The organism is Brumimicrobium glaciale (assembly GCF_004152935.1).
Lineage (GTDB): Bacteria > Bacteroidota > Bacteroidia > Flavobacteriales_D > Crocinitomicaceae > Brumimicrobium > Brumimicrobium glaciale.
Window position 1 is genome coordinate 12,440 of the sequence record NZ_SETE01000009.1, and the last position, 12,399, is coordinate 24,838.

9 protein-coding genes and 1 pseudogene are annotated in these 12,399 nt (G+C 35.3%); all 10 read left to right on the forward strand.

Going from position 1 to position 12,399, the window contains the following annotated elements; all coding sequences use genetic code 11:
• The first annotated feature begins 98 nt into the window (after nt 1-98).
• The 10 genes and pseudogenes from ERX46_RS16565 to ERX46_RS16605 all read left to right on the forward strand — a co-directional run bounded on the left by ERX46_RS16565 (nt 99) and on the right by ERX46_RS16605 (nt 12,337).
• Nucleotides 99-1,427 carry a TolC family protein gene (locus ERX46_RS16565; protein ID WP_130094985.1) on the forward strand — a complete coding sequence of 443 codons (1,329 nt, stop codon included), beginning with the start codon at nt 99-101 and terminating at the stop codon, nt 1,425-1,427.
• Nucleotides 1,428-1,438: 11 nt separating this feature from the next.
• Nucleotides 1,439-2,680 (forward strand): efflux RND transporter periplasmic adaptor subunit, encoded by a 1,242-nt coding sequence (locus ERX46_RS16570; RefSeq protein WP_130094986.1) that lies wholly within the window; start codon nt 1,439-1,441, stop codon nt 2,678-2,680.
• 4 nt (nt 2,681-2,684) lie between these two features.
• Nucleotides 2,685-3,428, forward strand: a pseudogene (locus tag ERX46_RS16575) (ABC transporter ATP-binding protein).
• Nucleotides 3,429-3,430: 2 nt separating this feature from the next.
• Nucleotides 3,431-4,651: an ABC transporter permease gene (locus ERX46_RS16580; RefSeq protein ID WP_130094987.1), complete on the forward strand. Its 1,221-nt coding sequence runs from the start codon at nt 3,431-3,433 to the stop codon at nt 4,649-4,651.
• Between the two features lie 852 nt (nt 4,652-5,503).
• Complete coding sequence (locus ERX46_RS16585) at nt 5,504-6,541, forward strand: sensor histidine kinase (protein WP_130094988.1); 1,038 nt, start codon at nt 5,504-5,506, stop codon at nt 6,539-6,541.
• A gap of 3 nt (nt 6,542-6,544) precedes the next feature.
• A complete protein-coding gene (locus ERX46_RS16590; RefSeq protein WP_130094989.1) occupies nt 6,545-7,276 on the forward strand; it encodes a LytR/AlgR family response regulator transcription factor in 732 nt (243 codons plus the stop codon).
• Nucleotides 7,277-7,316: 40 nt separating this feature from the next.
• The gene (locus ERX46_RS17560) at nt 7,317-7,580 is read left to right on the forward strand and encodes a hypothetical protein (RefSeq protein ID WP_165366266.1); all 264 of its coding nucleotides are present in this window, start codon (nt 7,317-7,319) and stop codon (nt 7,578-7,580) included.
• 225 nt (nt 7,581-7,805) lie between these two features.
• Nucleotides 7,806-8,918 (forward strand): T9SS type A sorting domain-containing protein, encoded by a 1,113-nt coding sequence (locus tag ERX46_RS16595; protein WP_130094990.1) that lies wholly within the window; start codon nt 7,806-7,808, stop codon nt 8,916-8,918.
• Nucleotides 8,919-8,990: 72 nt separating this feature from the next.
• A complete protein-coding gene (locus ERX46_RS16600) occupies nt 8,991-11,201 on the forward strand; it encodes a T9SS type A sorting domain-containing protein (RefSeq protein ID WP_130094991.1) in 2,211 nt (736 codons plus the stop codon).
• Nucleotides 11,202-11,224: 23 nt separating this feature from the next.
• Nucleotides 11,225-12,337, forward strand: coding sequence for a T9SS type A sorting domain-containing protein (locus tag ERX46_RS16605; RefSeq protein ID WP_165366267.1), 1,113 nt, complete (start codon nt 11,225-11,227; stop codon nt 12,335-12,337).
• Nucleotides 12,338-12,399: the final 62 nt, after the last annotated feature.

Below are 12,399 nucleotides of genomic sequence, written 5' to 3' on the forward strand. Positions count from 1 at the left end.
CCACCCTTTTCGTATAGACAATCTACCCAAACGTCTATTTCATTTTAATAAAAGAGGATAAAGTTTCACTTTTGAGGTGTTAATAAAAACCGAAAAAGATGAAGTTTAAACTTATTATATCAACAATTCTATTTTCACAATTGGCTTTTTCACAATTGGCCGATTCTGTAGAAACAAAGAAATGGACATTAGAGGAATGTATCGATTATGCTATTGAAAATAACATCACAGTTAAAGATGCTTCGTTATATACAAATATCGCGGAAATTGATTTGAATACTGCGAAATCTGCGCGATTACCGAATTTATTTGGGAGCGCTTCTCAACGTGTTTCAAGTGGAAATACGATTGATCCAATTACGAGTGATTATGTGACTGATCAAAACTTTAGTACGAATGTTGGACTGAACAGTTCAGTTGTCCTATTTCAAGGGAATCAGTTGAATAATCAAGTGAAACAAAGCCAATTGTTGTTGCAACAAAGTCAATTTATAGAGGAAGAAGCGAAAAACAACATTGTCATTAGCATTTTACAAGCTTACGTGCAAACTTTGTATAGTAAAGAAGATATCGCCATTTCTGAAAATAATTTGGCTGCTTCTGAAAACGAATTACAACAAGCAAAAGCAAAATTAGAAGCGGGTTCAATTTCTTTGAGTGAATTAACAGATATTCAAAGTCAAGCAGCTACCAATAAATACAATGTCATTTCAGCGAAAAACAATTATCAGCAAAATATTATCGTGTTGAAACAATTGTTAGAATTACCTCCAACAGAAGACTTTGCAATCGAAAGCGTGGATGGAGATATGGAATTAATCAACATAGAATTGAATAGTGTAGCCATTTACAATAATGCGCTGAACAATTTACCAGAATTGAAATCAAGTGAATTAGATATTGAGATCAATGAAAAAGCGCTTGACATTGCTAAAGGAGCTTATTTACCAAGTTTAACATTGAATGGTGCATTGACCACAGGTTATACCAGCGTATTGAATAGCAGTTTTAGAGACCAATTTAATTTCAATTTAAATCCACAACTGGCATTGACATTAACCGTTCCGATATTCAATAGAAATAGAACGAAAAATGCTGTACAAACTGCATCAATCAATATCGAAAGAGCGCAGTTACAGAAACAAACAACGGAGAAAATAATTTATCAAAAAGTGGAAACGGCTTATCAAAATGCAATTTCATCACAAGAACAGCTTATTGCCGCTGAAGCTTCTCAGGATGCCGCAGAACAATCTTATGATTTGGCACAGAAAAGCTATGATTTAGGAGGAATTAGTACTACCGATTTGGTGTTAAGTCAGAACATTTATACAAATGCACAACAAAATTATATTCAAGCTAAATACATGAATATTCTTTATTATCAATTATTACAATTTTACCAAGGAAACGATATTAAACTTTAATCAATACTAAAATGAAAAAGAAAGGAAAAATAATCACTGTCAGCGCAATCATTCTTGCGTTAGGTGTTGTAGGATATATTTACTTCAAAGGAGAAGATTCAGTTGTTGTTAAAGCAGAAACTATAGTCGCTAAAAAAGGAGATGTTACCACATCGGTAACGGCAACAGGAACGGTTCAACCAATTACCCAAGTAGAAGTTGGTACACAAGTTTCGGGTGTAGTAGAGAAAATTTACGTGGACTACAACAGCGTAGTCAAAGAAGGTCAATTGATTGCTGAATTGGACAAAACAAACCTAAAGGCCACTTTAACGCAAACACAGTCTACTTATGACAATGCCGTTACACAACTCAATTACTTGCAAACCATCTACGACAGACAAAAATCTTTGTTTGATGATCAAGTCATCAGTCAATCGGATTTTAACGATGCGAAATACAATTACGAAACGGCAAAAGGTACGGTTACTCAAAGACTATCTGATTTACAAAAGGCAAAAACTAACTTAAGCTATGCCGATATTTATTCTCCAATTGATGGTGTTATTTTATCAAGAGCTATAGATGAAGGACAAACAGTTGCTGCTAGTTTAAGTACACCAACCTTGTTTACAATTGCTCAAGATTTAAAAGAAATGCAGGTAGAAGCTGATGTTGATGAAGCAGACATAGGAGAGGTAAAAGAAGGGCAACGTGTTAGTTTTAATGTTGATGCTTATTTAGGAGAAGAATTTGAAGGCGTCGTTACACAAGTACGATTAAACCCAACTGTAACCTCAAATGTGGTAACCTATACGGTAGTGGTTAAAGCAGATAACCCAGATTTAAAATTAAAACCAGGTTTAACAGCTATCATTTCTATTTACACCTTAGAATTAAAAGATGTGTTAACAACAGAAGCCAAAGCCATTAATTTTAAGCCAACACGCCAAGAATTAACCGCTTATAATGAACAGCAAAATCTTACGGCACAACAAACAAATGAAAGATCAACAGAAAGATCAACAGAAAGACCAAAATATGAAGACAAAGCTAGCGTTGTGTGGGTTTACAGTAGCAATGGAGAAATAAAATCTCAAGAAGTCACTTTAGGAGCAAGTGATGGCATTAACGTTCAAATTTTAGAAGGAATTTCTGAAGGTGACAAATTAGTATATAGTTTAGAAGGCGTAAGTGCTTCTGGAACAAAAACAACAGATAAAAGCGAAAATCCATTTATGCCATCAACCACAAGAGGTGGAGGAAAAAGATAATACTATGAGCAAAGCAATTATAAAAATAGAAGATTTAAAACGCGAATTTACCATGGGAGCCGAAACGGTACGCGCTTTAAAAGGTATTTCGTTTGATATAAAAGAAGGTGAGTTTGTAACCATTATGGGTTCATCGGGTTCTTGAAAAAGTACGATGTTGAATATATTGGGTTGTTTAGACCAGCCTTCATCAGGAATTTATGAAATTGATGGGGTAAGTGTTAAAGATTTAAACCGAAATCAGCTGGCAACTATTAGAAATGAGAAAATAGGATTCATTTTTCAATCCTATAATTTATTGGCAAGAACATCTGCTATTGAAAATGTAGAATTACCGCTTTTATATAACAGTAACGTTTCTACAGAGGAACGCAGAAAACGTGCTATTGAAGCTTTGATAAAAGTAGGCTTGGGTGAAAGATTAGACCATACACCTGCACAACTTTCTGGAGGGCAACAACAACGTGTTGCCATTGCACGGTCATTAGTTAATAATCCTGTTTTGATACTTGCCGATGAAGCCACAGGAAACTTGGACACACGAACTGCCTATGAAGTTATGTCCATTTTTCAAGAGTTAAACGAACAAGGTATTACTATCGCTTTTGTAACGCACGAAGAAGATATTGCTACTTTTAGTAAAAGAACGATTGTTTTAAAAGACGGAAATATTATTCAAGATATTTTGAATGAAAATGTACAATCGGCAAAAGAACAGTTAGCAAAATTACCGAAAGAAAATCATTAATTATGAGACTATTAAATTTATTTAAAATCGCTTTTAAAGCCATTGTTCTTAATAAAATGAGATCGCTACTTACAATGTTGGGCATTATTATAGGTGTAGCATCGGTAATTGCAATGCTCGCTATTGGTGAAGGCTCTAAAGAAAGTATTCGCGAAAGTATTTCGGCTATGGGTTCTAATATTATTACTATAAGGCCAGCGTCTACTTCAAGTAGTGGAGTTCGGCCAAGTGCAGGTGAGATGCAATCACTTACCCTTAAAGATTATGAAGCCATTCAAGATCAAGCCACCTTTTTAAGTTATGCAACACCATTGGTAAATGGTAGCGGACAAGTTATAAATGGTTCCAATAACTGGCCAAGTACTATTTATGGCGTAAATCCAGAGTATCTCAAAATTAAAGTAGTTGATTTGCAAAGCGGCAGTATGTTTACAGATTCCGAAGTACAAACGGCTTCTAAAGTGGCACTTATTGGGCAAACGGTCGTGGACAATGTGTTTCCTGATGGGCAAGATCCTATTGGACAGATGATTCGTTTTAATAATATTCCATTTACAGTGATTGGTGTATTAGAAGTAAAAGGAGAAAACACCTTTGGTCAAGACCAAGATGATGTGGTTATTGCACCATATACAACCGTACAAAAACGTATTTTGGCTATAGATTATATCAATCAAATTATGGCATCGGCAGTAAGTGAAGACGATGCGCCAAATGCTGTTACTGAAGTCACAGAAATTATGAGAGTACAACATAAAATACCTCATCCAAGTAAAGACGATTTTAGTGTACAGTCTATGGAAGAATTGATTTCTACATTTAGTTCTACAAGTGAAATGCTGACTTTACTTTTAGTTGCTGTTGCAAGTATTTCTTTGTTGATTGGTGGAATTGGTATTATGAATATAATGTATGTTTCGGTAAAGGAAAGAACCAAAGAAATCGGATTGAGAATGGCCGTTGGAGCAAAAGGATCTGATATTTTACTTCAGTTTTTAATTGAAGCTATTATGATCAGTATAACGGGTGGTGTCCTTGGAGTGTTGTTAGGACTAGGTGCTACGGTTTTTATTGAAAAATTCTTAAACTGGCCAACTAGTGTTGCCATGTATTCAATTGTCATTTCATTTGTGGTGTGTGCAGTAACAGGAATCTTCTTTGGATATTACCCTGCTAGAAAAGCATCTGCTTTAGATCCAATTACGGCGTTAAGATATGAGTAATGAAAATTTGATGACTTTGATAAAAAAGTGATACTTCTGGTTGCGCTGTAATGGAACGCGGTCCCGAAGGCTTTCGGGAACGCGGATGCAAGCAACGCGGATCTTCACGGATTTTATAGGACTTTTATATTTTGAACACTTTAGAATTCTGGCGAATTCATAAATAAAATTGACTTTTAGTAGTAGTAGTAGTGTTAAAAAACACAGTCTTTATGGCTGTGTTTTTTTGTGTTTGGGTGTTTTTGGATGATGTGCATTTAAAAAATGAGATTGAGTTGTTATCGGCTGCTCGACATTCCACTTGAACGACGAAATGCCTTTCGAAAAAAAGAAATCCCTCGTTGCTTTGCTTCATCGGGATGACAGCTTCATCTTTTTTCTCCCTGTTTTGACTTTAAAACTAACCGATCGTTATTCCGAACATTGCTTAAAATCTGTGATTTTTAGTGATGGAGGATTCGATTACTATCGGATCCCTTCTTCTAAAAGTCAAAACTTCGGAATTGGTAGATGGAATCATTACAAACGTAGATTTTACTTGATATTCACTTCATTCTGTGGTATTTTTATTCCGTTGTGAAAAATGACTTTCGCAGCTGCAGACGAATATTCTTAATCATGCTCCATTAATTGGAATTATTTAGAGTATTTTTCACTAAAATCGATAATTAAGGGTCTGTTACGAAATAAGTAGTGCATTGTTGACGAAGTTATTTTTCTCTTTATTAAGGCAAAATTTTCAAGCATAGCCTTAGCTATGGTTTAAAATTTTAACGCAAATAAAGAGAAAATGAACAAATCAAGCTGTACTAGTTATTACTTAACAGATCCTAAGCCCATAACACATAAAATATGTACAAAAATAAAAACATAACATTCCTTTCCCATTTGCTGGTATGGCTGATGTTATTCAGTTTACCCTATTTATTATCATATGGTCAGGAACAAGATATCAATAGAATAATCGCTCGTTTTTGGATTCCTTTATTGCTATCAGCTGTAATCTTTTATCTCAATTATTTCATTTTAATTGATCGCCTTCTTTTTAAGAAGAAAATGGCCCTGTTTGTTTTGATTAATCTAATTCTTGTGGGTGTTTTTTTATACTTAAAAGTCAATATAGAAGAAACGTTTTTTAATCAATTGACTAAAAAACGAATTAATGATGGTCGTTCTGAAGGACCGCCTTTTAAAATGTTTGTATATATTCAGTCGTTAACTTACATGGCGCCAATTTTATTTTCTATTGCTCTAAAAAGTACGAACAGATTGGTACAAACAGAAGCGGAAAGAAAGGAAGCTGCCAATATTAAACTGAAGTCAGAATTACAACATTTGCATTACCAATTGCAACCTCATTTCTTTTTCAATTCTTTGAATAACATTTATGCCATGGTGGATATTTCTCCAGATCAAGCGAAAACATCGATTCATAGTTTAAGTAAGTTAATGCGTTATATGCTGTATGAAACGAATGTAGAAACGATTCCATTATCCAAAGAAGTTGATTTCATGAAAAAGTACATCGACTTAATGAAATTGCGAGTTTCTGATAAAACGGAAGTCAGTTATAATTTCCCAAATGGAGAAACAGGAATTAAAATAGCGCCGTTAATGTTTATTTCTTTGATCGAAAATGCTTTTAAACATGGTGTTTCTGCAAGTAAGAAAAGCCATATTTATATCGACTTAACCTGCAATGAAAATAAAATCGTTTTTAGAATCGAAAATGATAATTTCCCTAAAATTGCTGAAGATAAAAGTGGTTCGGGTATCGGAATACAAAATGTAAAGAAACGATTGGAATTGCTTTATCCGAATAAATATTCCTTCGAAACAACGATTAAAGAGAATCGTTTTGTGGCGCAATTAGAAATTCAAACAAATTAAGATATGAGCAATGTTAAAATCACATGTGTTATCGTAGATGATGAACCAATGGCACTTAATCTGGTAGAAAGCTATGTGGAGAAAACGCCATTTTTAATTCTCAAAAAGAAATGCAGCAGTGCAATTGAAGCTATGGAGTTTTTAAAAACTGAAACAGTAGATTTATTGTTTTTGGATATTCAAATGCCTGACTTAACTGGAATTGAATTCTCTAAAATGCTCCCGAAAGAAACACGTGTGATATTCACAACAGCTTTTGATCAATATGCATTGGATGGTTTTAAAGTTGAAGCGATTGATTATTTGTTAAAACCATTCGATTATGCAGAGTTTTTAACAGCAGCGAACAAGGCAGGAAAGTATTTCGAAATGGCAAAAGGGGCGAATAACACTCCCGTTTCAGACCAAAAGGAATTTCTTTTCGTGAAGTCAGAATACAAACAATTGCGCATCAAACTTTCTGATGTTCTATATTTTGAAGGACTAAAGGATTATATCAAGATTTGGCTTAAGGATGAACCAAAACCAATATTGACTTTAATGAGTTTAAAGTCATTAGAAGAAGAACTTCCGGGCACTCAATTTATGCGTGTTCACCGTTCTTTTATTGTTTCCCTGAATAATATTGACGTCATTGAAAGAAGTCAAATTATTATCAATAATCAAAGAATTACAGTTTCAGAACAGTATAAGGCTAAGTTCTTAGAGTTTGTGAATAAGAATTCACTTCACTGATATTCAGTTATATATTTTACTAATTTAAAAATAATGCTTTATGAAAAATCAAAGTAATATCCTGATCCTTGCCGTATTTTTCCTCATTTTGAGCTCTGGTTGCACAAAATCACTGAACGATTCAAAAATAGTAATTATTGAAAATTTAATGATTACTCCAAATGACAGCATCGAAGTTTATGACTTTGATGAATTAGAACCATTGTTGTACACTGAAGATTATGATTGTCAAAACAAAACTTCCTCAACCTCATCAACATCCAAACCTAAATATTCGGAACACTCTTTTATGGTAACATACTGATGTGTTTTTTTTAGGTAGTGCTCCTTCATCTTTTTTATAAGTTCTCGAGAATATCGTTCAGACTTTCCAGTGATGATCATGTCGTCTTTTGTATGGACGTTTATTCACAATGGAGGTTTTAGGTTTGTATATAGTTCTAATTGTTTCAAAAAAGCAACCTTAGTATTTTCTTAATCGTTTAGCTGTTTAGAAAATTTAACTTTAAGTAATTTTCAAACTACACTCATGGAAACAGAAATCTACACTCTGAGGCAAAAAGCTTTTTTTAGTTCTCACTATTTAGTTCTCGACGCCATCCCTTCACCATCCAATCCAAATATCACATACAACTGGAGCAATGGAGCATCGACTCAATCTATTTCAGTACCAGATGGAGGGCCTTATCGTGTTACTGCTTCTCTAGGAGGTTGTAGTATTTCAAAACAAGTAGATATCCCTAAAAATCCTGAAGATTATTTATGGATTTATCCTTCGGGATGTTATACAACTTGTTATAATCGTGGCGATAAAGATGAAGAGTATAGTTACTTAATAGGGCCTACTTTATCCCTACCATCTTGGAGTTGGAATAATTACGGAAGCCCAGTTCAATCAGGGACTAACTCATTCCAAACACCATTCTATTTGTTAGGAGACGGTTCGTATACATCAACTATAAATACAGGACACTGTGAGGCTGAATCAGATCCTTTAGAATACGCTTTAATTGATTGTAAAAAATGTGAGATTAAAGATGTAAAAATTGAGAAAGTATATCAAAACAACACTCCGTATTGTTCATTTACATACGATGTTGTTGTGTATAGTTCAGCGAGTGTACCTTTTACGGCAACAATCTCTGATGATTTCAATAACGTGTCGATTATTCCTTCATCATTCACAATCAGTCCAGGGGTAAACTATCTTCAATTTACGGTCATACCTCAGGGCTCATTTTCAGGTTCAACCAATTGGACAATACAAGGATCTATGTTTATTGATGGGCAATATGTGCCTTGTATTTATGAGCTAAGAGTTGAAATTCCAAGGTGTGACAATGCCATGTTCGGAAGTAAAATGATAAAAGTTGGAGACAGTATAAATCCTCAGCTCGATGATTTATTAAGTATCTATCCAAATCCTGCCAAAGAAACGGCAACCGTTTACTATGAAATGTCGTCAGAAGAAGGAGACTTAGAAGTTTACGACTTATCTGGACGAAGCGTAGCTAAACACAATTTACGTTCAGCAAAAGGCGAAGTTCCGTTGAATACCGGTAAATATCAAGCTGGAGTTTATATTGTTGTCCTTAGACAAAGTAATGGATATACAATGCAACAAAAGTTAGTGATAGAATAAAAAACTAATTTGAAATATTAATAACCATAACGGGGTAGGGGATCCCTACCCCGTTTTATTAAATAAAATATCATGAAAAAAATACTACTATTAAAGCTCATTTTACTCTCCTCTTTAATTGTTTCAGCACAATGTTTTGAGACCTTAAACTTTGGAGGGGCTCATACCGTTGGTCAAAAGCCTGATGGAACACTTTGGGGTTGGGGAGCAGCATCTTGGGGGAATCTATTAACAACTAATTTATCTGAACCCAATCCAATACAATTGGGTACAGAAACCGATTGGAATATTGTTAGAAATGGAGTGTCAAATACTTTTTCTATAAAAGATGATGGCACACTTTGGGGTTGTGGTAGCAACCAGTTTGGATCATTGGGAGTCAATTCAACGAATATAAACTTCACATCATTCCAACAAATTACAACTGCTAATAATTGGGTCAAAGTTGCCCCCTCACATTTTTTCACCATTGCATTAAAAGCTGATGGAACCATTTGGGCTTGGGGTCAAAATGATAATTATCAGTTAGGTAATTCACCAGCTACGGCCGAGCAATTGTTTCCTATCCAAGTAGGAGCGGATACTGATTGGGTGGAAATCGCAACAGGAACAGGTCGAACTGCTTTTGCCATAAAATCAGATGGCACGATTTGGGGATGGGGTAAAAATAGTTCATCAATCATAGTTCTAGGATCTGGAACTGCGTCTGTAGCGAATCCAACTCAAGTGGGCACAGATACCGATTGGGTTACGATGAGTCTAGGAATAGACCATATATTGGCTCAAAAAACTGATAGTACATTGTGGTCTTGGGGGGGGGGGGAAGGCCTTGGTTTTGGAGGCACCCCAAGTGTAACAAACACTCCTCAACAAATCTCAAACGATAAGTGGATTAGTTTCTTTACTGGATTTAATACTTCATACGGAATTAAAGAAGATGGTACATTATGGGGTTGGGGTCGTAATTCTTATGGACAGCTAGGTGATGGAACTACATCAGATCGTTTAATTCCTACACAAATAGGTACAGAAACCAACTGGAGCACTGTTCAAGCCCGTAAATCCTTTGTCGTGATGGCTACCAAAACAGATGGAACAGTTTGGTATTGGGGAGGTAGAAACTACTATGGAGAATATGGTAACGGTTTAAGTTATGGCACTACCTATATTCTTTCTCCTACTCAAACCCAAGGTATTTGCGTAACTTCAACAACAGGTGGCGGGCCAACTTACATACCTTCAACAATTGGGGCGGTAGTAGGAAATGATGCCAGTGGCGCAGGAACATCTGTTGGAGATAGCGTTGCTATTTCAGGTGTTGTGCATTGCCAAAACTTCAGTAGTTCAGGCTATGACATTACATTAATAGATTCCAATAACGATGGAATTACACTTTTTAGTCCAACGGATATAAACGGCTACATCCCCGCAGAGGGAGATGAAATAGAAGTAGAAGGAGTGATAACACAAGTCAATGGTCTTATCCAAATAAAACCAGATAATATCGCTGTTTTACAACAAGGCGCTGCGCTTCAAAGTCCAATGCTTACTACAGTTTTAGATGAAACAACAGAGAGTCAGTTTGTGAGATTAGAAAACCTAGAACTGGTAAACGGTGAAACAATGTGGCCAACTAATGGAAATATCGAAGTAACTAATCAAGTTGATACATTTACTGTTTACATTACTGGAGCATCTGCATTATCAGCAACACCAACTCCAGGAACCTATTTCCATTTAACAGGAATCGGAAAGCAAAATGATGCTTCAATTCCTTATGATGAAGGGTATCAAATTTATCCATGCGGAGTAGATCCTTATTGTGATATAGATAACTCTACAACACTAAATAATGAAACGTTAAGCGTAAACGACACGGGACATTCTTATCAATGGATAAATTGTGCCGATAGTTCAATCATCACAGGAGAAACTGGTGAGAGTTTTACTCCAACAACCAACGGAGATTACGCGGTAATTATTACCCAAGGACCTTGTGTGGATACTTCTGCATGTGTTTTTGTAGATGTGTTGGGATTAGAAGGGAATGAGTTGAAAGGTATTTCAGTTTATCCAAATCCAATTACAGATGAGTTAAACATCAACAACGAAAACGGAGCATTGGTTTCTGTTGAGATGATTGATGCTAAGGGAAGTGTGGTTGTTTCTTCTAAGGCGGCTTCGAAGAGTTATACTTTTGATACTGGTGAATTGAATGCTGGAGTTTATATTTTGATTGTAAGATCGGAGAAGTCGGTGAGGACATTTAAGGTGGTGAAATAATGGTGAATTTTCAAACTACACTCATGAAAACAGGAATCTATACTTCTAGTCAAAAGGCAAATATTGCTTTCTACAACGTAGTTCTCGACGCCATCCCATCTCCATCTAATCCAAACATTACCTACAATTGGAGCAATGGAGCATCTACGCAATCCATTTCAGTTCCAGATGGAGGACCTTATCGCGTAACTGCTTCTTTGGGAGGTTGTAGCATTTCAGAACAAGTAGATATTCCTAAAAATCCGGAAGATTATTTATGGATTTATCCTTCAGGTTGTTATACAACTTGTTATACCCGTGGAGATAAAGATGAAGAGTATAGTTACTTAATAGGACCAACCTTAGAGCTAGAGACTTGGAGTTGGAATAATTACGGAAGTTCAGTTCAAACAGGGTCCAATACATTCCAAACACCATTTTATTTAATGGGGAATGGTTCTTATACATCTACAATAAATACAGGGCATTGTACGGCTGAATCAGATCCTTTAGAATACTCTTTAATTGATTGTAAAAAATGTGAAATAGAGGATGTAAAGATCGAGGAGGTATATCAAAATCATACGCTATACTGTTCATTTACATATAACATTATGATTTATAGCTCAGCGAGTACATCGTTTACGGCGACAATCTCTGATGACTTTAATAATGTATCCATTATCCCTTCATCGTTCACAATCAATCCAGGAGTAAACAATCTTCAATTTACTGTGATACCGCAAGGGTCATTCTCGGGTTCAACCAATTGGACAATACAAGGCTCTATGTTTATGGATGGACAATATGTACCTTGTATTTATGAACTAAGAGTTGAAATTCCAAGATGTGACAATGCTTTATATGGTAGTAAAATGATAAAAGTTGGAGACAGTATAAATCCTCAGCTCGAAGATTTATTAACAATCTATCCAAATCCTGCCAAAGAAACGGCAACCGTTTACTATGAAATGTCGTCAGAAGGAGGAGACTTAGAAGTTTATGACTTATCTGGACTAAGCGTAGCTAAACACAATTTGCGTTCAGCAAAAGGTGAAGTTGCGTTGAATACCGGTAAATATCAAGCTGGAGTTTATATTGTAGTTCTTAGACAAAGTAATGGACATACAATGCAACAAAAGTTAGTTATTGAATAAAAATAATTTGAAATATTAATAACCATAACGGGGTAGGGAAACCCTACCCCGTTTTTAAAACT

Coding starts and splice junctions, on each gene's coding strand:
- ERX46_RS16595 (WP_130094990.1), top strand. CDS start 7,806: ATGGAAACAGAAATCTACACTCTGAGGCAAAAAGCTTTTTTTAGTTCT.
- ERX46_RS16570 (WP_130094986.1), top strand. CDS start 1,439: ATGAAAAAGAAAGGAAAAATAATCACTGTCAGCGCAATCATTCTTGCG.
- ERX46_RS16585 (WP_130094988.1), top strand. CDS start 5,504: ATGTACAAAAATAAAAACATAACATTCCTTTCCCATTTGCTGGTATGG.
- ERX46_RS16565 (WP_130094985.1), top strand. CDS start 99: ATGAAGTTTAAACTTATTATATCAACAATTCTATTTTCACAATTGGCT.
- ERX46_RS16605 (WP_165366267.1), top strand. CDS start 11,225: ATGAAAACAGGAATCTATACTTCTAGTCAAAAGGCAAATATTGCTTTC.
- ERX46_RS16600 (WP_130094991.1), top strand. CDS start 8,991: ATGAAAAAAATACTACTATTAAAGCTCATTTTACTCTCCTCTTTAATT.
- ERX46_RS16580 (WP_130094987.1), top strand. CDS start 3,431: ATGAGACTATTAAATTTATTTAAAATCGCTTTTAAAGCCATTGTTCTT.
- ERX46_RS16590 (WP_130094989.1), top strand. CDS start 6,545: ATGAGCAATGTTAAAATCACATGTGTTATCGTAGATGATGAACCAATG.
- ERX46_RS17560 (WP_165366266.1), top strand. CDS start 7,317: ATGAAAAATCAAAGTAATATCCTGATCCTTGCCGTATTTTTCCTCATT.